Origin of the sequence: Bradyrhizobium sp. SZCCHNS1022, from assembly GCF_032484835.1 — a bacterium.
Lineage (GTDB): Bacteria > Pseudomonadota > Alphaproteobacteria > Rhizobiales > Xanthobacteraceae > Bradyrhizobium.
The window spans coordinates 1,226,341-1,248,065 of sequence record NZ_JAUETT010000001.1; the positions used below are offsets into that span (position 1 = coordinate 1,226,341).

Sequence of the window (21,725 nt, forward strand, 5' to 3'; positions counted from 1 at the left end):
GTGCCGTCCGGCGCTTAAATCGCCCGCCATGGCCTTACGAGAAATCATCATCCTGCCCGACAAGCAGTTGCGGCTGGTGTCCAAACCTGTCGAAAAGCTGACGCCGGAGATCCGGCAGCTGGTCGACGACATGTTCCAGACCATGTACGACGCGCCCGGGATCGGGCTCGCCGCGATCCAGGTCGCGCAACCCTTGCGCCTCATCACCATGGATCTGTCCAAGCGGGACGAGAATGGCGAGGGCAATCCGGAGCCGCGCGTCTTCATCAACCCGGAGATATTGTCCAGGTCGGACGAAATGTCCGTCTATCAGGAGGGCTGTCTGTCGATCCCCGAATATTACGAGGAGGTCGAGCGGCCCGCGAAGGTGCGGGTCCGTTTCACCGATCTGGACGGCAAGGTGCATGAGGAGGACGCCGAGGGCCTCTATGCCACCTGCATCCAGCATGAGATCGACCACCTCAACGGGGTGCTCTTCATCGACTATTTGTCGAAACTGAAGCGCGACCGCGTCATGAAGAAGTTCGCCAAAGCCGCCAAGCGCGCGGCGGAATGATCGACGTCTCTCTCCGTCATGGCCGGGCAAAAGCGCGAAGCGCGTCTTAGCACGACAAGCCAAGCGACCCCGGCCATCCACGCTGCGGCCTTGAACGACCAAAGACGTGGATGCCCGCGACAAGTGCGGGCGTGACGAGCGCAGGGAGGCTGACCTCGCAAGACGAGATTGCGCCAATGCCCCTTCGCCTGATCTTCATGGGTACGCCGGATTTCGCCGTGCCGACCTTGCGCGAGCTCGCCGCCGACGGCCACGAGATCGCGGCCGTCTATACCCGCGCACCGAAGCCCGGCGGCCGCCGCGGGCTTGCGCTGCAGCCGACACCGGTGGAGCAGGAGGCGCGGCGGCTCGGGATTCCCGTGTTCACGCCGAAGACGCTGAAGACCGAGGCGGCGCTCGCTGAGTTTCGCGCCCACAATGCCGACGCGGCCGTGGTCGTGGCCTATGGCATGATCCTCCCCCAGGCCATCCTCGATGCGCCACGGCTCGGCTGCTACAATCTGCATGCCTCGCTGCTGCCGCGCTGGCGTGGCGCCGCGCCGATCAATCGCGCCATCATGGCAGGCGACGCCGAGAGCGGCGTCATGGTAATGAAGATGGATGCCGGCCTCGACACCGGCGATATCGCGATGGGTGAACGCATTGCGATATCGGATGCGATGACCGCGTCCGATCTGCACGATCAGCTCGCCGCGATCGGCGCCGGTCTGATGGTGCGTGCGATGGCAGCGCTGGCGCATGGCGACCTCACATTGACGAAGCAGCCGGCGGACGGCGTCACTTACGCGGCCAAGATCGACAAGGCGGAAGCGCGGATCGACTGGAACAAGCCGGCGCACGCGGTGCTGCGCCACATCCATGGGCTGTCGCCATTTCCGGGCGCCTGGAGCGAGGTCGAGGTGGACGGCGAAGCGGTTCGCGTCAAGATTCTCCGCTGCGAGCTTGCCTCCGGTTCCGGCGCGGTTCATGCCGATCCTGGCGCGGTGCTCGACGATCACCTGACGATCGCCTGCGGTGAGGGCGCGATCCGCATCATCGAGCTGCAGCGCGCCGGCAAGGCGCCGATGCAGGCTGCGGATTTCCTGCGCGGCACGCCATTGAAGCGCGGTGCCCGCTTTTCCTGAGGCTGTCATACCCCGCGGAAGCGGGGTATCCAGTACGCCGAGACGTCCATTGTCGAACCGAGTGCCGGTGGATACTGGATCGCCCGCCTGCGCGGGCGACGACGGCAACAACAGAACCATATGCCCCGCTACAAGCTCACCATCGAATATGACGGCGCACCGTTCTGCGGCTGGCAGCTGCAGGCGAGCCTGCCCTCCGTGCAGGGCGCGCTGGAGGCGGCGGCGCAGGCGACCTGCGGCGTCGCCACCCGCGTCCACGGCTCGGGACGGACGGATGCCGGCGTTCATGCGACGGGACAGGTCGCGCATTGCGACATCGAAAAGGACTTCCGTCCGGATCGCCTGCGCGATGCGCTGAATGCCCATCTGCGTCCCAACCCGATCGCGGTGCTCTCTGCGGAGATCGTGCCCGACACCTTCGAAGCGCGCTTCTCGGCGCGCAAGCGTCACTACCGCTATCGCATCATGAACCGGCGCGCCAACCTGGCACTTGATGCGGGGCGGGTCTGGCGCGTGCCGCAGCGGCTCGATTCGGACGCGATGCATGAAGCTGCGCAGCGGCTGATCGGCAAGCACGATTTCACCACCTTCCGCGACACCGAGTGCCAGGCCAAGTCGCCCGAGAAGACGCTGGATCAGCTCGACGTCATCAGAGACGGCGATGCCGTGACGGTGCTCACCTCCGCGCGCTCGTTCCTGCACAGCCAGGTGCGCTCGATGGTGGGCTCACTGGTATGGGTCGGGCAGGGGCGGTGGAGTGCGGATGATCTCTCCGCCGCGCTCGCCGCGCGCAGCCGCGCCGCCTGCGGCGTTGTCGCCCCGCCCGAGGGCTTGTATCTGGTGAAGGTGGAGTATTGAGGTAATCCTCACCGGCGGCGCCGAACAGATCGCGCGCGTCGGCTGCAAATGCTTTTCCTTATTGGCTTGCGGTTCTGCATTGCAGGGCCGAGTTTCTTAACTTCAAATTGAAGTCCTCGCAGCTATCCGGGGAGCCTTGGCTCCTCTTCGGCGAGGTCGATCGTGCGCATTCGTCAAGTCTTCCTGCTCTCGCTCCTACTCGGTGCGGTCATCGGTCTGCTCGCAACCATGTGGTTCGCCTGGCAGCAGTTGACGGCGCTCCAGGCTGCCAAGGCAGCAGGCGGTGATGCGCAACTGCTGTCTGCCATGTTGCGGCTGCCGGAGAAGCTGAATCTCGAGCGCGCCATGGTCAATCCACGCCTGGCATCGCCCAACCCTGCGACCGCGGACGAGCTTGCAACGCTGCAGAAGGTCATTCAGGGGTCGGATGATGCGTTCGCCAAGGCCCGCAGTCTCGCGTGGCTGAGCGAAGACACTGCTGCGCTGGATTCGATTCAGCAGAAGCTTCGCGCGGTCCGTGGGGCCGCGCTCGAGGCCGTCGCGCAGCCGAAGGCGGCGCGGTCCGAATCGTTCGTCCGCGATTACGTGCCGCGGATGTTCACGATTCAGGAGACGACGGGCAGCCATGTCGATGTGATCGTTCGCCGGATCAATTCGGCGAACGCGGCGGTCGGCCAGGCGGCCCGTCTCGCCGTGCTCGGCTGGGATTTGCGTGACTGGGCCGGCCGCGCCACCACGACACTCGTCCGGGCCATCGCGACGAAGCAGGCGATGACGGGTGAACCGGCCGAGGCGCTTGCCATGTTCAAGGGGCGCATCGAGCGGATTTGGTCGTCGGCCAAGCTGGCTGCTGCCGAGATTGATCAGAAGCCGATCTTCGTCGCGCTGACCGAGGTCGAGAACGGCTATTGGGCACGCGGTGGCGAGTTCTACACCTCGCAGGTTGCGCCCAATCGCGGCAAGGTGCTCGACCTCGATCCCGATCAGTTCCTGCGTTCGGTGTTCCCGATCCTCGACACGATCCTGCCGCTGCGCGATGCGGCGATCGCGGAGGCTTTGCGCCAGAGCGAAGTGGCGATCGCCGACTCCCAGACCCGTTTCGTCCTGGCGCTGGCCCTGCTGCTGATCAATATCGGGGCGGCCGCACTCGGAACGATCTGGTTCAATGCCCGCGTCATCAAGCCGCTCTCCAATCTGACCGAGCTGATCCGCCGCATCGCAGGCGGCGAGCGCGACGTGCAGATCGCCTATCGCGACCGGACCGACGAAGTCGGCACGCTCGCCAACGCCATCGGCGTGCTGCAGGACAAGTCCGCAGAGGCGGACCGGCTGGCGCTGCAGGGCGCCGACGCCGAAGCGCGGCGCGATGCGCGCCGGCAGAAGATCGAGGCGCTCACCCGTCGCTTCGGCGAGGTCATCGACACGCTCTGCGGCCGCTTGAGCGACGCCGCGAGCGGCTTGAAGCAGTCGGCAGAGGCGCTCGATGGCTCCGCCGGCGCCACTGCGTCCCGCGCGACCGCCGTCGCCGATGCAGCGGCGCAAGCGACATCCGGCGTGACCACGGTGGCCGCGGCCTCCGAGGAGCTGGATCATTCGATGAAGGAGATCACCCGGCAGATCTCGGAAGCGGCCTCGGAGTCCTCGAACGCAACCAGCCAGGCGCTCGACACCACCGACAAGGTCCGCACCCTGGCGGGCAGTGCCACCCGCATCGGCGACGTCGTCCAATTGATCCGCGCCATTGCGTCGCAGACCAATCTGCTCGCCCTCAACGCCACGATCGAATCGGCGCGCGCCGGCGAGGCCGGCAAGGGTTTTGCGGTGGTCGCGTCCGAGGTGAAGAGTCTCGCCGCTCAGACCAGCAAAGCGACCGAGGAGATCGAAAGCCAGATCGTGGCGATTCAGAACGAGACGGGCAGCACGGTCGCCGCGATCGAGAAGATCGCCGCCGTGGTCAACAGCATCAGCGGCGTGACCGGATCCGTTGCGACCGCCGTGGCCGAGCAGAGCGCGACCACGCGGGAAATCGCGCGCAGTGTGCAGCAGACCGCAAGCGGCACGCGCGAGGTGTCGTCGTCGATCGCATTGGTCAGCGCGGCCGCGGCCGAAACCCGCGGCTCGGCGCGCTCCCTGCTGGATTCGGCTGCGAGCCTCGCCGGCCAGGCCACCGACCTGCGCCGCGAGGTCGATCAGTTCCTGGCCGAAGTGAAGGTCGCCTGATCCGACAGGTCGCTGGCGTAGTCCGCACCGATCACGCGAAATATTGATCGAGGATGCCGCGATAGATCTTCGTCAGCGTCTCCATGTCGGCCACCGCCGCGCGCTCGTCGATCTGATGCATGGTCTGGCCGACCAGGCCAAACTCGATGACCGGGCAGTAGCTCGAGATGAAGCGGGCATCGGAGGTGCCGCCTGATGTCGACAGCTCCGGCTTGCGCCCCGTCGCCTCTTCGATTGCCGCAACGGCAAGTTCGGTGAACGAACCGGGCTTGGTCAGGAATACGTTGGCGTTGGACGGCAGCCATTCGATATGGGCGCGGATGCGGTTGCCGCAGGCCGTCCTCAGCCGCTCCTCGACCAGTGCTCGCAGCGATTCCTGCGTATGGCAGTCATTGTAGCGGATGTTGAATTTCGCCCGTGCCGTCCCCGGGATCACGTTGCTCGCGGAATTGCCGACATCGACCGAGGTGAATTCGAGGTTGGACGGCTGGAATTGCGCGCTGCCCTGATCGAGCGGCTCGTCGGAGAGCGCGACGATCAGCCGCGAAATGTCCGGCACCGGGTTGGCGGCGCGGTGCGGATAGGCGACGTGGCCCTGCTTGCCTTCGACGATCAGCGTGCCGGATTGCGAGCCGCGGCGGCCGATCTTGATGCAGTCGCCCATCACCTCCTGGTTGGAAGGCTCGCCGAGCACGCAATGATCGAATATCTCGCCGCGCTCCGCCGCCCATTTCAGCAGCTTCACGGTGCCGTTGACCGAGACGTCTTCCTCATCGCCGGTGATCAGGAACGAGATCGAGCCGTTGCCGTCTTCACGCGGCTTTCCACCATGCTCGCGCAAGTAATCCAGCACCGCGGCGACGCTGCAGGCGATGCCACCCTTCATGTCGACCGCACCGCGGCCGTAGAGATAGCCGTCCTTCACCTCACCCGAAAACGCACCCAGGCTCCAGGCGCTCTCGTCTCCGGGCGGCACCACGTCGGTGTGGCCGGCGAAGGTGATGTGCGGCGCCTCACGGCCGATCCGGGCGTAAAGATTGTCAATATCGGCCGTGCCTGCTTCCGAGAAGGTGACGCGCTGCACCTCGAAGCCGGCGTCCTTCAAGAGCGCTGCAAGCACGTCGAGCGCGCCGGCATCGGCCGGGGTGACGGATGGGCAGCGGATCAGGTCACGGGCAATGGCGAGGGCATCGGTCATGCCCTCGCTTAACACGCTCTCTCCGGCTGCCGCTAGTAGGGCCTCGGCGGGCCGGAATGTTCGTCTCAATCCCGCAGCAGTTCGTTGATCGAGGTTTTCGACCGGGTGCGCTCGTCGACTCGCTTGACGATCACGGCGCAGGCGGTCGAGGGCCCGATCTCGCCATTCTTCATCGGTTTGCCCGGCAGCGCCCCCGGCACCACGACTGCATACTCCGGCACCTCGCCGACGAACACCTCACCGGTCTCGCGATCGACGATCTTGGTCGAGGCGCCCAGGAACACGCCCATCGAGAGCACGGCGCCCTTGCGCACGATCACGCCCTCGGCCACTTCCGAGCGGGCCCCGATGAAGCAGTCGTCCTCGATGATCACGGGGCCGGCCTGCAGCGGCTCCAGCACGCCACCGATCCCGGCGCCCCCGGAAATGTGCACGCGCTTGCCGATCTGGGCACAGGAGCCGACCGTGGCCCAGGTGTCCACCATCGTCGCTTCATCGACATGGGCGCCGAGATTGACGAAGGACGGCATCAGCACGACGCCCTTGGCGATGAAGGCGGAGCGACGCACGATTGCGCCGGGCACGGCGCGGAAGCCGGCGTCGCGAAAGCGGTTCTCGCCCCAGCCCTCGAATTTGGAGGGCACCTTGTCCCACCAGGTGGCCTGGCCGGGGCCGCCCGGAATCACGCGCATGTCGTTGAGGCGGAAGGACAACAGCACCGCCTTCTTCAGCCATTGATTGACGGTCCATTTGCCGTCGCTGCCCCGCGCGGCGACCCGCGCCTCGCCCTTGTCCAGCAATTCGAGCGCGCTTTCCACGGCGTCGCGCACCTCGCCCTTGGTCGCGGTCGAGATGCCGTCACGCGCCTCGAAGGCGTTGTTGATGGTGGATTCCAGGGCGGAGAGGGACATCGATCGATCCTTGGATTGGCGGGCGGCGCGCGGTGCATTCAGCAAAACGAGCTAGCTTTTTCTGAATTTGGGGAAGGAGAGTCAAGGATGCTCGTCGGCTCAATCGCGGACGAGGTCCTGGTCCGGTGAGAATGGCGGGACGTTGTTTGGTCCGTCATTTCGGGGCGATGCGAAGCATCGAACCCCGAATCTCGAGAATTCCCGATGCGCAATTACGCATCTGGGGTCTGGTCCTTCGGACCATCCGGGAATGGCGAACTCACGACGAGCGGCGTTACCGCGCCAGCCCTCGCAAGAACCCGGTCAGATCGTCGGTGACATAGTCGACATGAGGATCGTCCCGACCTTCGAGCTCCCAGTCCTCGCGGACCACCTCCTTGGTGCCGTCGGGCACCACCAGCACCGTGGTCATGCCGAGGGCGTGCGGCACCTCCAAATTGCGCGCGAGGTCCTCGAACATCGCAGCCCGCGTCGGGTCGACTTCGTGGAGCTTGAGGAAGCGGTCATAGGTCTGGCGCGCCGGCTTCGGCGTCAGCTCGGCCGCGATGATGTCGAACACGCCGTGGAAGTGTGAGGCGATGCCGAGCCGATCTAGCACCGCATCGACATGATCGATGGAGCCGTTGGTCAGGATCAGCTTGCGCCCGGGCAGGCGTTCGATTGCGGCCCCCATCGCGGGATTCGGTTCAAGCGGCGAATGGTCGATCTTGTGCACATAGGCCAGGAAGTCGTCGGCATGCACGCCGTGCTCGGTCATCATGCCGCGCATCGTGGTCCCGTAGCGGCGGTAGTAGTCCTTCTGGATGCGACGTGCTTCCTCGGCCGAGACGTTCAGCCAATTGGCGACGAACTCGCCGATGCGCGCGTCGACCTGCTGCCACAGATTGACGTGGTGCGGATACAGGGTGTTGTCGAGATCGAACACCCAGGTCTCGACGTGGTCGAAGGTGCGGGAGGATTTCGTCATATCTCTTTCAGCCTGTGATCCGCGGAAGGCTGCCGCAAATTCCACCGTCATCCCCGCGAAAGCGGCGATCCATACCGCGGAATTTATCTGTAACGCACCGCCGATCGTTGTCGTTCTTCGTACCAACGCCGCCGGTGGTTATGGGTCCCCGCTTCCGAGGGGACGACAGCATCGTGTGTGGCGGCACTGCACGCACGCTCATCACGGCAGCGCAAACCGTAACGTCTTGCCGCTGCGGGCGACGTCGACCGCGGTGAAGCCGGTCGCCGCAAAGCCGCGGCTCGGGCAGTCGCCCTGTTCCGAGGTCTCGAACTTGCTCTCGCGGGTGCAGAGTTGCGTCAGCCCGCCCCAGCGCAGCGGCTTGTCCTTGACCTTGATGCTGCGGTTGTCGGCATCGATGGCTTCGGCATAGCTGTACACCTTCTTCGGCTGGCCCGTGATGTCCGGATGCAGGCATTTGCCGGGATCGATGCGATACCAGCCGCGGCTGATCACGGTCCTGCCGTCGTCAGTCGCCACCGCCGCCATCACCTTGTGCGGCGTGTCGTTGCACCAGGTCAGCCCCGTCGGCGAGGGCGCCTGCACCGCATCGACCATGGTGGAAAAGAAATTCGGCTGCGAGACCACATCGGAAGCGAGGCCGCGGCTTTTCAGGAAGGCAGCAAGGGCGGCCTGTGTCTTGGGTCCGTCGACGCCGTCGATCGGCGAAGCGTCGTAGCCGGCAATGCCGAGCAGCCGCTGGATGGCCGCGAGGCGCGCCTGTTCGTCGTCATATTCGGCACTCTCGGCGAGATAGGCGACCAGGTTGCCGTCCTCGGTCTTGGTCGGCGTGATCTGGGTGAAGGGTGCCGGGGTCTGTCCGCTCCGGCACTGCCGTGCGGCGGCGATCACGAAATTGTCCTGCGCCACGCACAGCGTGTCGTTGCCGTTCTCCGCGATCGGCGAGGCGCCGTAGAGGCTGAGCGCGCGCGCATGCAACAGGATGCGGTCGGCGCTGAGCTCGCCCTGCAACACGACGCGGCAGGCCGCGGGATCGATCCGAAACCAGCCGCGCGTCGCGGTGGCCGATTTCTCGTCGACGCCGATCGCGGCCTCGACGACATAGCTCATGCGGTTGCAGAGTTTCAGGTCGGCGGCCGCGGGGCTGGTGGAGACGACAAGGGCGAGAAGAGTAGCGGATAGAGCGAGCGCGCTGCGAGTCCATAGGGACGTAGCGCGCCCGAGTATCTCCACATCGTCATGCCCGGGCTTGACCCGGGCATCCACGTCTTTGTTCCCACGACCGGAGCAAGACGTGGATGGCCGGAACAAGTCCGGCCATGACGGAGAGAGATGGCGGGGTGTTCTCACTTGTGGATCAGCGTGCCGGTGCCCTGGTTGGTGAAGAGTTCGAGCAGCACCGCGTGCGGGACCTTGCCATCCAGGATCACGACGCCCTGCACGCCCTGTTCGAGCGCGTAGATGCAGGTCTCGACCTTCGGAATCATGCCGCCGGAAATGGTGCCGTCGGCGATCAGTTTGCGCGCGTCGGCGACCGAGAGTTCGGGGATCAGCTTCTTCGACTTGTCGAGCACGCCCGGCACGTCGGTCAGAAGCAACAGCCGCTTGGCTTTCAGGGCGCCGGCCACGGCCCCGGCAAAGGTATCGGCATTGACGTTGAAGGTCTGGCCCTCCTTGGAGGTCGCCAGCGGCGCCAGCACCGGGATCAGTTCATAGCCGATCAACTGGTTGAGCAGCGTCAGATCGACTTTTTCCGGCTCGCCCACGAAGCCGAGATCGACCACCTTTTCGATGTGCGAATCCGGATCGACCATGGTGCGCGTCGCCTTGACCGCGCGCACCATGTTGCCGTCCTTGCCGCACAGGCCGACGGCCTTGCCACCGGCTTCGTTGATGTAGCCGACCAGCTGCTTGTTGATCGAGCCAGCCAGCACCATCTCGACGATCTCGATGGTGGCGGCATCGGTGATGCGAAGACCGGCGGCGAATTCCGAGACGATGCCGAGGCGCTTGAGCATGGTCGCGATCTGCGGACCGCCGCCATGAACCACCACCGGATTGATCGCGGTCTGCTCGAGCAGCACGATGTCGCGGGCGAAGGCCTTCGCCGTCTCGTCGTCGCCCATGGCATGGCCGCCATATTTGATGACGATGGTTTCTTCGTCATATTCTTGCATATGCGGCAGCGCTTCGGACAGGATGCGGGCCTGATCGAGCGGGCTGATATGGGTCGCGTCGGTCATGAGAGACAATCTCGCTGGCGGGGAAGTCGCCGCCTTCTAGCCGATTGCCGCATGCTGCGCAAAGCGGCCTTTACCCGCGGCGGGGCCACAATGCCGCGATGCCGAGCACCAGCCAGCTCGCGATCAATAGCGTGCCGCCGGTCGGCGCGGCGAACGGAAACAGGCGGTCGCCGGTGAACTGCCGCATGACGAGATCGCCGGAGAACAGCGCGGCCGCAACAACGAAGCCGCCAGCTGCGATCAGGCCGATGCGGGGGTGGATCACGCGCCGATCGGACAGTGCGCAAGCGCCGAGCACGGCGCAGGCGTGGAACAGCAGCATGGCGGAGGCCGGCAACAGCCGGCTGGCATCGGTCGCATGTGCGGCCATCGCTGCGAGCGCGACGCCCGAGGCGCCCATCAATCCGGCGAGCGCGATCAGGATGCGAACGGCCCGGATCATGCGCCGCGCTCGTTCAACAGGCGCGCGATCGCGGCGCGCAATTCCGCCATGCCGATGCCGGCGCGCGAGGAGGTCGCGAGCACCTGCGGGAAGGCGGCCGGATGTTTGGCCAGCGTGGTCTCGGTCTCGGCGATACGGGCGGCGAGCTCGGCGGGCTTGACCTGGTCGGCCTTGGTCAGGACGAGCTGATAGCTCACCGCCGACTTGTCCAGCGTCGTCAGCACCTCCTGGTCGACATCCTTCAGCCCGTGCCGAGAGTCGATCAGGACATAGACGCGGGCGAGGCTGGTGCGCCCGAGCAGGAACTGGTGGATCAGCGTGGTCCAGGATGCGACCTTGGTCTTCGGCGCGGAGGCATAGCCGTAACCGGGCATGTCGACCAAACGCAGCGGCGTGTTTTCCGGCCCCTCGAAGAAGATCAGCTCCTGGGTGCGGCCCGGCGTATGCGAGGTCCGTGCCAGCGTGGTCTGGCCGGCCAGCGCGTTGATCAGGCTGGACTTGCCGACATTGGAGCGGCCGGCAAAAGCAATCTCAAGCGGGCCCATCGGCGGCAGCGCCTCGATCGAGGGCGAGGCCCAGACGAAGCGCCACTGACCCGCGAACAGCTTTCGCCCCCGTTCGATCAGCTCGGCCTCGTCGGTGGTGCTGGTAGTCATTTGAGAGCAGTCTCACTCTGCGTCATTGCGAGGCGCGAAGCGACGAAGCAATCCAGAACCTTCGTTTCGATGCAGGATTGCTTGGCTTCGCTCGCGATGACGTTGGCCTTGTATCGCGCCGGCCGGGTGTCACGCCGCCCTTTTTTTGAAGAACACGCCCCGGATGTTGTCGAACAATTCCACCTTCACGCCATTGCGGCGCATGATGACGCTCTGCTGCAGCACCGACAAGGTGTTGTTCCAGGCCCAGTAGATGACGAGCCCGGCCGGGAAGCCCGCAAGCATGAAGGTGAAGATCAGCGGCATCCAGTTGAAGATGATGGCCTGCGTCGGATCCGGCGGCGTCGGATTCAGCTTCATCTGGAACCACATCGTGATGCCCATGATGATCGGCCAGATGCCGAGCGCGAGATAATGGCCGAACATCGGCAGCTGCGTCGGGTCGTAGTGCAACAGCCCGAACAGCGTGAACAGGTTGGTCGGGTCGGGCGCCGAGAGGTCGTGGATCCAGCCGTAGAACGGCGCGTGCCGCATCTCGATGGTGACGAACAGGACCTTGTAGAGCGAGAAGAACACCGGGATCTGCAGCAGCACCGGCAGACAGCCTGCGACCGGGTTGATCTTCTCCTTCTTGTAGATCTCCATCATTTCCTGCTGCTGCTTCATCCGGTCGTCCGGATAGCGCTCCTTGAGCGCAGCGAGCTGCGGCTGGATCGACTTCATCTTCGCCATGGAGGCATAGGACTTGTTGGCGAGCGGGAAGAAGATGAGCTTCACCAGCACGGTCACCAGCAGGATCGAGATGCCGAAATTGCCGAAGAACCGGTAGAAGAAGTCCAGCGCCAGGAACATCGGCTTGGTCAGGAAGTAAAACCAGCCCCAGTCGATCAGCAGATCGAAATGGTTGAGTCCGAGTGCCTGATTGTAGCCGCCGAGACCACCGATCGGGAAGTTGATGCCGACGACGCCCGCTTCCTTGGCGCCTGCGAACAGGCGGCTGGAGACGGTGGTGGTCGCTCCGGCCGCGACCGTCTGCGCATCCTCCAGATAATCGGTCTGGTAGCGGCGGACGTTGTCGACCAGATTCGACGAATAGCGCGCCTGCAGCTGGGCATTGGTCTCGGGCAGCAGCGCCGCAGCCCAATATTTATCGGTGATGCCGAGCCAGGCGTCGGTGGCCTTGAAGTTCAGGGCCTTCTCGTCGTCGATCTTCTTGTAGCTGTATTCCTGCAGGCCATGGTCGCCGAGATAGCCGATCAGGCCTTCGTGCAGGATGTAATAGCCGGAGACCTGCGGCGTGCCGTGGCGCGAGATCAGGCCGAACGGATAGAGCGTCACCGGTGCAGTGCCGCCGTTGGTGACCTCATCCTTGATCGTGAACAGATAATGCTCGTCGACCGAAATGGTGCGATGGAAGGTCAGCCCCTCGCCATTGTCGTAAGTCAGCGTGACCGGCGTCGACGGCGTCAGCGTGCCCGAGCCCTGCTGCTGCCAGACCGTGTTCTGGTTGGGAACGCGCACGTTCGAGCCGGCGCCGCCGACCCAGCCGAATTCGGCATAGTAGGGATGGGCGGTGCTCGACGGCGAGAACAGGACGATCGCGGGCGACTTCGGATCGACCGTTTCCCGATATTGCACCAGTGCGAGGTCATCGATCCGCGCGCCCTTCAGCGAGATGCTGCCGGCGAGGCGCGGCGTATCGATCTTGACACGGGGGGTAGCTTCGATCGCGGTCTCGCGCGGCATCACGCCGGTTCCGGAGGGGGCGTTCGCCGAAGGCGCGCTGGGCGCGCCCGAGCTGCCCGGCTGCGGCGCCGAGCTCGAACCCGCCGGGGTGTTGGACGCCTCCGGCTGCGGTGCGGATTTCTTGGCGAGCTCCGCCTGCGCCTGCTGCGCGCGCTGCCGCTCCATCTGCGGCATGTTGTAGAAATATTGCCAGGCGATCAGGACCAGCCCGGACAGGACGACGGCGAGGATGGTGTTGCGATTGTCGGTCATCGTTCTTCTTGTCGTCCGGTCATTCAAACTGGTTGGCGGGGTTTGGCCTGGGACCGCTTTGGATGCGGCCCGGCCTGACGCTGCGGCCGATCGAGCCTCTGCAGCGCGGTCTTGAGATCGTCGAACATGGTCGAGAAGTCGCGCGTGAGCGCGTCGCGTCGGCCGACCAGCACATAGTCACTGTGTGGCCGCATCGACAGAGGATCGAGCCGTTGCACCAACGCGCGCAACCGCCTGCGGATGCGGTTGCGCTCCGTGGCGGTGCCGTTCTTCTTGGTGACCGTGAAACCGATCCGGATCGAGCCCTGGTCCTGGCGTTCCCGCCGCTGGACCACGAAGGCAGGGCTGCTCGCCCGCACGCCATCGGCAACGGCGAGGAAGTCCGCCCGCTGCCGCAGCCGATCCATGATGGAAATCTCCGGGAGAGACGTCCTGGCTTCAGGCGCTCAGACGCTTGCGGCCGCGCGCACGGCGGGCAGCGAGAACCTTGCGGCCGCCGGTGGTGGCGAGGCGCGCGCGGAAGCCGTGACGGCGCTTGCGCACCAGTTTGCTGGGTTGATAGGTCCGCTTCACGGGTCAATCTCCGCTGACGGGCAAGTTGCCAGAGGGCAATATGCCTGTTTAAATTGTCGAGGATGTCCGGTGACGCGGTCAGGCCCAAGAAAGGCCGCTGCCGGCCCAGAAATCGAGCCGCCCCCGGGCAAGCCGGGCCGTCGCGGACAGTTGGCGCGGCTTATACGGGAGCGACCTGTTTTCGTCAATCGCGCGGCAGGCAGTCTGCAGAAAGCCTCCGGAGGTCGCGCTTGGCGTTGGATAGAACGATTCTACCGGGTTCCGGGCGGGATGGCATCGATCCGCCCCGAACATAGGTAATCGAAACCGGAACATGAGCGATCCGTAATTTGACGGGGCTTGGGGCCGGGCTTCATGTTGCGGGGCGGTAAGGGTTGGGATGCCTCGTGAAGGGCGACACGTGTCAGAAACCGACGACCAACCGATTATAGAGCGCCTGCGGCCGAAGCGGTCGCGCCGGCTCGGGTTGTCCGGCAAGCTGCTCTTATTGACCATTCCGCTCGTCATGATCGCGGAAGTGCTGATCTATGTCCCCGCGATCGCCAATTTCTGGACCAACCGGCTCAACGATCGGCTGGCCGCAGCCAACACCGCAGCGCTGGTGCTCGATGCGGCGCCCTCAGGGATGGTGCCGGATTCGCTTGCCCGCCAGATCCTGACCTCGATCGGCGCGCGTGCAGTTGCCATCAAGATGGGCCAGCAACGGCGCCTGCTCGCCAGCGCTGATCTGCCGGCCTCGATCGACCACGATTTCGACATGCGCGACATGACGGCGTGGTCCTCGATCGTCAATTCGCTCAAGATGATGACCGAGACCGGGGATCACGTGATGCGCGTGGTCGGGCCGGCGCCGGGCCGCGCCCAGTTCATCGAGGTCGTGACCGACGAGAAGCCGCTGCGGCGGGCGATGTACCGCTTCTCCCGCAATCTGCTGGTCGTGTCGCTCCTCATTGCCGTGCTGACGGCAGCCCTGGTCTACCTCGCGCTCCATTATCTCTTTGTGCGGCCGATGCGACGATTGACCGCAAGCCTGGTCGGGTTCCATGAGAACCCCGAAAGCGCCGCGCGGATCATCGTGCCGAGCCAGCGCAGCGATGAGATCGGGGTGGCCGAGCGCGAGCTTGCCGACATGCAGCGCGATCTGGTCTCCATGCTGCATCAGAAGAGCCGGCTTGCCGCGCTGGGGCTGGCGGTCTCCAAGATCAATCACGACCTGCGTAACCTGTTGGCCTCGGCGCAGCTGCTATCCGACCAGCTCGCCAGCGTGCCCGATCCGCGCGTGCAGCGCTTTGCGCCGAAGCTGATGCGTTCGCTCGAGCGCGCGATCGATTTCTGCCAGTCGACGCTGTCTTACGGCAGGGTCCAGGAGCCGGCGCCGGATCGTCGCATGGTCTCGCTGGAGTCGGTCGTGGCGGAGGTCCGGGAGACCGCGGGCCTGTCGCCGGATGCGTCGATCACATGGGTCGCGGCGGTCGAGCGCGGCCTCGAGGTCGATGCCGATCCGGACCAGCTGTTCCGGGTTCTGCTCAATCTGGTGCGCAACGCTGCGCAGGCGCTGGAGAGCCGGCCGGGCAATTCCGGCATCCGCCAGATCCGGATCACCGGCCGCCGCGAGGGGGCGGTTGCGATCCTGGAGGTCTCCGACACCGGGCCCGGCGTCCCGGCCAAGGTGCGGGAGCACCTGTTCGAAGCGTTCCGCGGCGCCGGCCGGCCCGGCGGCAGCGGGCTCGGGCTTGCGATCGCGGCCGAACTGGTCCGCGCCCACGACGGCGAGATCCAGCTGGTCGAGGGGACGCTCGGGGCGACCTTCCGCATCACCATTCCCGACCGTCCGGTCGAGCTGCAGAGCATCCGCAAGGAGCGCGCCAGGGCGTGAGCGGGGGGCTGCGGCCGATGCCCGCGCCAATTGCTCCAAGATTTGGGGGGGCCAGGCGTACCCCTCCCGGCGCGGGCGCCCGCCCGATCTCCCGCGTTCAGGCCTTTCAGGAGAAGGGAACGCAGCGTCCGTTTCGAGCGACCGTACGCGGTAGCCCTCTCTGCCCTTTTTTACGGGAGGTGATCAGCGCCTGCGCCTCATCTCGGCGCAAAAATTGGCGGCAAAATCTGCTCCTGCCACCTTGCCAAGCGTGCCTGGAGCCGTTAGTCAGTGGCCCTTCGCAGGGCCCTCCGCTCGCCGGACCGGCCTTTTGGGGCATTAGCCCGAGACCACACGCGAAAAACGCGCCCGTAGCTCAGCTGGATAGAGCATCAGACTACGAATCTGAGGGTCGGACGTTCGAATCGTTCCGGGCGCGCCACTTAAGCTCCTAGAAATAAGCGAGTTTTCGTCTCTTGCCGGAATGGGCCCAGACTAGAGATTCCGTTTAGTCTGGGTTTTAGTCTGGGGAAGTTTTTTCTAGCATTGATGGATCTGGCTTCCCGAAAGCAGGGACGCCGTCCAGTGTTGCACCATCACGCTGCCGAGACGGCGATTTTTGGAACGCCACGCTGACTTAATTTGGGTCGGCGCGCCGCACGTGCAGCCGCGGACCAACGTGTGCTGGCGTTCGCCCCAGTCTTAAGTCTTCCGATGCGTTCGGCTCGGAGTCGCAAAAAACTCGACGGGGTCGACCTTCAGCACCTCGGCGAACTTCCCGATGATTTCTAAGCCGACATAGGTCACGGCTCGCTCGATCCTGCTGACGTAGGCACGATCGACCCCAGCTTCATATGCCAAGTCCTCCTGGGAAATACCCCGGTCGTGCCGGATGCGGCGCAGATTGGTCGCGAATCGTTGGCGGAGGTCCATGCCTCAGCCAACCGTTCTGTGGCCTATTGACCCACGGCTTTAAAGCCGAAAAGATGCTCCGAATTCGACACTGCAGCGCGAGGTTGCCTACGATGCCCCATGACCAATCAGCCAACGGCATAGAAGCTTTGGGCCGCTCGAATTCGGCGAGAGTAGGTGACGATAAAGGTCTCCTCGCTCTGGGAGCTCAGCTCGACGACCTTGTTGCGCAATTGCTTGCCGCCCAAGAAGCAAACGGTGAGCTGGTTGCGAGTTCAGATCGGCTGCCAGCTGCGCCGGGCCATGTAAGCGCTGGCAGTAAAGAAAACGCAGCGGTTAGCGAGATGACCCAAGCGAAATACGTGGAGGCTATCCTGGAGCGCCTTTACCCCGTTGAACGGGCAATCATGGCAGCTCCCGCATCCTCCATCGTAGATCTCGGTGTAAAAGCTCGCCATGCGGCATATGTGATGTCCCAATATTGGGAAGAGCCAACTGACAAGATCGACTGGGAGGCACAAGCGGTCCGGCTGCTGATCGAGGCGGTCTGCGACGTTGCCCGGACGCCATTGCCATTTCGGATGCGGGTTAGGTGATTTTGCCTGAATAGCTTGCGCTGTTGTTGCCGCAAGATGCGCGTTTCTGGTCCAGCGCCCGATCCGCGTGCTCGCCGCTCACCCACACGAGGGTGTGGTCAGCTCTGCTTGGTTCCTGGCAAATCGAACATCAGGCTCTTAACCCGAAGGTCGCAAGTTCAAATCTTGCCCCGCAACAAAGTTTTAAGTCTTTGGGAACGCATCGTTTTCAGAGGCTTTTTGCTGCTTCTAGTTTGAAATTTCGCTCGTGGAGGCGGCAGGAGGAAAGCCGCAGCGTAGAATCGGCTTGGCGACCCAATTGGCTTTGCCCATGAAGCGGGCAATGGTTGCGTCGCGTGAGTGACCGCGTGCTGCGGTCGCGCTTCGCCGACGTCGGATCCCTAAGGCCTTCGGGCCATGCAAACCCCCTCCTTTTCCCTAAAGCAGGAAGGTAGGTTGCACCTACTTTCTTTTGCTTGCCGAGGTGGAGCCAAAGTTCCATCCTCCTTCCGCGTCTTGGAGAGTGTCCGATATCGACGGCGTCACGCGATTAGAGGGTGGGCGAACGCTGATGACCCAGTCCAACGAGCCTGATCCAGGCTCCCGCGAGAGCGAGGCAGAGTACGCAACAGTCCAGGAAGCCGCCGCCGGACTTGCTCGGCTCTCACCATCTGAGCTGGGGAGGATCGAGTTGCGGGCCAGGTTGCTTGTGCGCGGAACAACGATGGAGCCGCATGAGGTTATCAACACAGTCGTCGAACGCCTCCTGACGCGAGACGGAAAATATGGCCGCCATTGGCATCGGAAGGAAACTCTCACCGATTGCTTCCACCGCACCATGAAGAGCATTGTTCGCGACTATTGGCGCCGACGGCAAACTCCCATGATTGCGATCAGCGACACTGCCGCCGGGCACCAGGCCGAACCGGATCCCGAGGTGCAGATGGCCGCCCGTGACGAGCTTCTTCAAGTGCTGAGAGCTCTCGGCGATGACGACAACACAGCTGCGATCGCTCTAGCGTTAGCCAGCGGCAACTCGCCAGCGGAAGTCAGAAAGCGATACGGGCTCTCAGAGATCGGCTACGAGAGTGCCCTTAAGCGCATTCGACGCAGGTTAGCGAAGCATAAAATGTCTGGAGATCGGTCATGAGCGCCGACCAAGATCACGTCCGTCGGCTTATTGCGCTTGTTGAAGCGGCCTCCGATAGCGTTGAATTCCTATCCGATGACGAAGTTCGGTCAGAGCTGTCCGATGATGGAGCTCGCCTTGACCCTCCCGCTCAAACAATTATAGCCGCCCAACTCGCGCGTGTTAGCCCTGAGGCCCTCATCCCAGCAGGCATGCAGGTCCGCCTGAAGACGGATCCGACACGCGGCGGCGTGGTGCAGCCAGGCGAGAAGGTGCAAGCGGGTCGAAAGATGCTGCCCGTTCAATTCCTCGATGGCGCCGTTAAATGGCTGCCGGAGAGCGCTTTGGAAGTCGTTCCGCCGGTCGCCCCACCGCTCGTTGATCGATTTTTCGACGGTCGCTTTGCTAGCCCCGAATGGTTGCGGCGGACCTTTGCAAGAAATCGCGTCACTGGCCGGCTTAGCGATGTTGTCTACAGCATGGAGGCGACGGAGACCGACTTCTATGCGTATCAGTTCAAGCCGGTCTTGAAGCTTCTCAATTCTCCCACGGACGCGTTGCTGATCGCTGACGAGGTTGGCTTGGGTAAGACAATCGAGGCCGGATTAATCTGGACGGAGCTTCGCGCACGAGTCGAAGCCAATCGATTGCTCGTGCTGTGTCCCAAGACGCTGTGCGACAAGTGGCGTACGGAACTGGATGACAGGTTTGGGGTCGATGCCCGTATTGTCGACGCTAGCGAGCTTGTCGAACTCCTCTCGCGGAGCAACGGGCGCGGGTTTGCGGCAGTGGCCAGCATGCAGTCCCTTCGGCCACCTCGAGGCTGGAATAATGGTCATGATGAGGACGCGGAAACCTCACCAACACATAGGAAGACACTCGCCCGCCTTTTGGACGAAGCGGCAGAAGGTCAACCTTTGATAGATTTGCTCGTGATCGATGAAGCCCATCACATGCGCAACCCCGAGACCATGCTCTATAGCTTGGGACAGCTTACCAATGCCGCATCCGCGCATCGAGTGTTTCTTTCCGCCACACCGATACATCTTCGCAACCGCGATCTCCATTCGCTACTGCGTCTGATTGATCCAGAAACTTTTGAATATGAAAGCACGCTTGATGAGCTCATCCTAACTAACGTCCCAATTGTCCAAGCGCGCGACATGCTTATGAAGCCCGCAACTCCAGTACTAGAAGTACTCAATAGACTTAGCGATGCTGGCCAGTACGGAATCCTCGCCGGCAGTAAGGCGATCGAGTTGATTCGCGATGAACTGTCGACGAAGCCTCTCGACATCTCTAAGCGAGCAGAGCTGGCGTTGCGGTTGGAGCAGGTCAATCAGCTTGCAAATTACGTCACACGTACTCGTCGGCGAGACGTCGACGAGTTTCGAGTGAGGCGTGATCCGATCGTGCCGTTGTTGCACATGCACGCTGAGGAAGAGGAATTCTATAAGGCGGTTACACAGGAAGTGACTGAATACGCGCGCTCATTTGATGCAAGTGAACGCTTTTTGCTTTCGACGCCTCAGCGATTGCTCACATCGAGCCCTGCCGCAGCGTCGACCTATTGGGCGGCATCCGCTGTAAATGGAAACGACCCTATCGAAGAGACGGATGAAGATTTGGAGGAGTATCAGCTTGATGCGCGTCCACTGGTTACCCGCCTTGCAGCGCTGGCTCGGCGTCTGAACGTCTCCGAGCGTCTCGAAGTCGTCGACTCGAAGTATACCCTTCTCTTAACCCAGCTACGTAAGCTTTGGGCCGAGTACCCAGGCTCAAAGATGATCGTATTCTCTAGTTTCAAGCCAACACTAAATTACCTCAGTCGGTGCCTTTATCGAGATGGAATCGAGAGTGAGTTGCTGCACGGTAGTGTGAAGGAGTCGCGAACTTCCATTTTGAAAAGATTTCGAGAACGCCCAGACCGTCAAGTGCTCCTGTCTTCCGAGGTGGGAAGCGAGGGCATAGATTTGCAATTCTGCTGGGTTATCGTGAACTACGATTTGCCGTGGAATCCGATGCGTCTCGAACAGCGCATCGGTCGCGTGGATAGGTTGGGTCAAGAAAGCCAGAAGGTGGTTATCCTGAATCTGATATACGAGGGAACGATCGACGAGCTGATCTATCAACGCCTGTATAAGCGACTAGGTATCGGAGAGCGCGCGCTCGGAGAGTTTGAAGCGGTTCTAGGCGAGCCGATCCGAGAGATGACGCTAAAGCTGGTCGACCCGACTTTGACGGATGAGCAGAAGAAAGATGCGATAGATAAGGCTCGACAGGTGGCGGCCAATCTGCGGCAGGAGGAAGAGAAGCTTGAGGCGGAAGCTGGGTCGCTCATCAAGCATGGAGATTACATCCTTGAAAAAATTAAGGAGGCCCGCGACCTAAACCGTTGGCTCCACGCCGACGATATTTTTATATATGTTCGCGATCGGCTCCAGCGCAGCTTTCGTGGATGCACTATTGAGTCGGTGGCCCCCAAAACGGATGACTACCGCATTACGTTATCGCCGGAGGCGCGCGATGAGTTGGCTACCTTTTTGGCTCGTCGCGGATTGCGTGGAACGACTCGGCTGCTCCATGGCAATGAGCAGCAGCGTTATCGGTTCAGTTCGTCAGTCGTTCGAAGTCGCGAAGCCTCCATAGAGGTGATTTCACAAGTACATCCTCTAGTTCGGTTCGCGGCCGAGCTCGATCGTCGCGATGATCTGGGTAACCAGGCTGAGCCTGTCGCGGCAAGCGTGCCGCGCGACAAATTGAAAGTGGATTGTGACTCTGGCTCATATGTTGTGGCCGTGCGGAGGTGGGTTGGCAACGGCGCAGATAGTCGGGGGACGAACACAGCCCGGTTGGCGTATGCCGGCGCGGAGCTGGTAACCGGAAAATTGTTGTCATGGGATCTTGCCGAGGCGCTCGCACTAGCGGCGGCAGAGCATGGGCGGCCCCTCTACAATTTTGGTGCAGATGCGCGCTTGCCTAGAGCTGCCGCTTTGCTGGGAGACACTGTGCACCCGGCGCTCGATCGCCGCTTTGATGAGTTTGTCCAGCAGATCACTGCGGAGATCGAAGATCGCACGGCAATCCGGCGTCACGCCGTAGAGCGACACCGTGACAGCAAGACCGCAAATCTGCTGTCCCAGCAGGAGCGCAACAAGTCTCGCGCAGCCGAGTTTGACCTTGTGGGCGACCAGCGCAAAGCTAAGCAGCTGCTGTCGGTCAACGTCGCGATTGAAGGAAAGCTTCGCAAATTGCGCGAGGCGTGCGCATTGCGCCTAGCGGAGATTGACCGGCAGCGCGAGATAATTCCTGAAGCCGAGGAGGTCGCCGCAGTACTCGTCGAACTCACATAATAGACACAGAAGGTGTTGCGCAAAGGAAGGTCGGGTCAGATTTTTCGCGATTTTCTCTGACCCGATGTCCGGAATAGGGGGAGCTGCCCGATTAGGTAGGCAGCCAAAGCGGGGATTGATCACTCATTACTTATTTCTTCGATCCCTGTCCGTAG

General features: G+C 63.0%; 19 protein-coding genes and 2 tRNA genes. 10 read left to right on the plus strand and 11 right to left on the minus strand.

Annotated features, from left to right (window positions below):
• Positions 1-28: 28 nt before the first annotated feature.
• The 4 genes from def to QX071_RS05515 all read left to right on the plus strand — a co-directional run bounded on the left by def (position 29) and on the right by QX071_RS05515 (position 4,758).
• Complete coding sequence (gene def, locus QX071_RS05500; protein ID WP_315701894.1) at positions 29-556, plus strand: peptide deformylase; 528 nt, start codon at positions 29-31, stop codon at positions 554-556.
• Positions 557-732: 176 nt separating this feature from the next.
• Complete coding sequence (fmt, locus tag QX071_RS05505) at positions 733-1,680, plus strand: methionyl-tRNA formyltransferase (protein WP_315701893.1); 948 nt, start codon at positions 733-735, stop codon at positions 1,678-1,680.
• A gap of 120 nt (positions 1,681-1,800) precedes the next feature.
• On the plus strand, positions 1,801-2,538 hold the full coding sequence (gene truA, locus QX071_RS05510; RefSeq protein WP_315701892.1) for a tRNA pseudouridine(38-40) synthase TruA: 738 nt from the start codon (positions 1,801-1,803) through the stop codon (positions 2,536-2,538).
• A 162-nt stretch (positions 2,539-2,700) separates the two neighbouring features.
• Positions 2,701-4,758, plus strand: coding sequence for a methyl-accepting chemotaxis protein (locus QX071_RS05515; RefSeq protein ID WP_315701891.1), 2,058 nt, complete (start codon positions 2,701-2,703; stop codon positions 4,756-4,758).
• Positions 4,759-4,789: 31 nt separating this feature from the next.
• Here QX071_RS05515 and dapE read toward each other — a convergent pair whose 3' ends face one another.
• The 10 genes from dapE to rpmH form a co-directional block, all read right to left on the minus strand.
• Positions 4,790-5,956 carry a succinyl-diaminopimelate desuccinylase gene (gene dapE, locus QX071_RS05520; protein ID WP_315701890.1) on the minus strand — a complete coding sequence of 389 codons (1,167 nt, stop codon included), beginning with the start codon at positions 5,954-5,956 and terminating at the stop codon, positions 4,790-4,792.
• Between the two features lie 65 nt (positions 5,957-6,021).
• Entirely contained in the window at positions 6,022-6,867 is an 846-nt protein-coding gene (gene dapD, locus QX071_RS05525) for a 2,3,4,5-tetrahydropyridine-2,6-dicarboxylate N-succinyltransferase (RefSeq protein ID WP_315701889.1), read from the minus strand.
• Positions 6,868-7,141: 274 nt separating this feature from the next.
• The gene (locus tag QX071_RS05530) at positions 7,142-7,834 is read right to left on the minus strand and encodes a pyrimidine 5'-nucleotidase (RefSeq protein WP_315701888.1); all 693 of its coding nucleotides are present in this window, start codon (positions 7,832-7,834) and stop codon (positions 7,142-7,144) included.
• A 201-nt stretch (positions 7,835-8,035) separates the two neighbouring features.
• Positions 8,036-9,100, minus strand: coding sequence for a DUF1036 domain-containing protein (locus tag QX071_RS05535; protein ID WP_315701887.1), 1,065 nt, complete (start codon positions 9,098-9,100; stop codon positions 8,036-8,038).
• Positions 9,101-9,180: 80 nt separating this feature from the next.
• On the minus strand, positions 9,181-10,077 hold the full coding sequence (gene argB / locus QX071_RS05540) for an acetylglutamate kinase (protein WP_315701886.1): 897 nt from the start codon (positions 10,075-10,077) through the stop codon (positions 9,181-9,183).
• Between the two features lie 70 nt (positions 10,078-10,147).
• The gene (locus QX071_RS05545; protein ID WP_315701885.1) at positions 10,148-10,519 is read right to left on the minus strand and encodes a DUF423 domain-containing protein; all 372 of its coding nucleotides are present in this window, start codon (positions 10,517-10,519) and stop codon (positions 10,148-10,150) included.
• Positions 10,516-11,175 (minus strand): ribosome biogenesis GTP-binding protein YihA/YsxC, encoded by a 660-nt coding sequence (gene yihA / locus QX071_RS05550; RefSeq protein ID WP_315701884.1) that lies wholly within the window; start codon positions 11,173-11,175, stop codon positions 10,516-10,518. The genes QX071_RS05545 and yihA overlap by 4 nt, the downstream gene beginning before the upstream one ends.
• 129 nt (positions 11,176-11,304) lie before the next feature.
• Positions 11,305-13,173 carry a membrane protein insertase YidC gene (gene yidC / locus QX071_RS05555; protein WP_315701883.1) on the minus strand — a complete coding sequence of 623 codons (1,869 nt, stop codon included), beginning with the start codon at positions 13,171-13,173 and terminating at the stop codon, positions 11,305-11,307.
• Between the two features lie 23 nt (positions 13,174-13,196).
• On the minus strand, positions 13,197-13,580 hold the full coding sequence (rnpA, locus tag QX071_RS05560; RefSeq protein WP_315701882.1) for a ribonuclease P protein component: 384 nt from the start codon (positions 13,578-13,580) through the stop codon (positions 13,197-13,199).
• A gap of 31 nt (positions 13,581-13,611) precedes the next feature.
• A complete protein-coding gene (rpmH, locus tag QX071_RS05565) occupies positions 13,612-13,746 on the minus strand; it encodes a 50S ribosomal protein L34 (protein ID WP_006609582.1) in 135 nt (44 codons plus the stop codon).
• A 400-nt stretch (positions 13,747-14,146) separates the two neighbouring features.
• Here rpmH and QX071_RS05570 point away from each other — a divergent pair, with 400 nt between their 5' ends.
• Together QX071_RS05570 and QX071_RS05575 are read left to right on the plus strand one after the other, a co-directional pair.
• On the plus strand, positions 14,147-15,622 hold the full coding sequence (locus tag QX071_RS05570) for a HAMP domain-containing sensor histidine kinase (RefSeq protein WP_315701881.1): 1,476 nt from the start codon (positions 14,147-14,149) through the stop codon (positions 15,620-15,622).
• Between the two features lie 344 nt (positions 15,623-15,966).
• Positions 15,967-16,043, plus strand: a tRNA-Arg gene (locus tag QX071_RS05575).
• A 260-nt stretch (positions 16,044-16,303) separates the two neighbouring features.
• Here QX071_RS05575 and QX071_RS05580 read toward each other — a convergent pair.
• Entirely contained in the window at positions 16,304-16,534 is a 231-nt protein-coding gene (locus QX071_RS05580; protein ID WP_316171399.1) for a helix-turn-helix transcriptional regulator, read from the minus strand.
• 92 nt (positions 16,535-16,626) lie between these two features.
• Here QX071_RS05580 and QX071_RS05585 point away from each other — a divergent pair, with 92 nt between their 5' ends.
• The 4 genes from QX071_RS05585 to QX071_RS05600 all read left to right on the plus strand — a co-directional run bounded on the left by QX071_RS05585 (position 16,627) and on the right by QX071_RS05600 (position 21,570).
• Positions 16,627-17,109 (plus strand): hypothetical protein, encoded by a 483-nt coding sequence (locus QX071_RS05585; protein WP_316171401.1) that lies wholly within the window; start codon positions 16,627-16,629, stop codon positions 17,107-17,109.
• Positions 17,110-17,215: 106 nt separating this feature from the next.
• A tRNA-Lys gene (locus tag QX071_RS05590) sits at positions 17,216-17,284 on the plus strand.
• 375 nt (positions 17,285-17,659) lie between these two features.
• A complete protein-coding gene (locus QX071_RS05595; protein ID WP_316171403.1) occupies positions 17,660-18,238 on the plus strand; it encodes a hypothetical protein in 579 nt (192 codons plus the stop codon).
• Positions 18,235-21,570, plus strand: a complete 3,336-nt coding sequence (locus tag QX071_RS05600; protein WP_316171405.1) for a helicase-related protein — start codon at positions 18,235-18,237, stop codon at positions 21,568-21,570. Before QX071_RS05595 ends, QX071_RS05600 begins: the two co-directional genes overlap by 4 nt.
• The last annotated feature ends 155 nt before the right edge of the window (positions 21,571-21,725 follow it).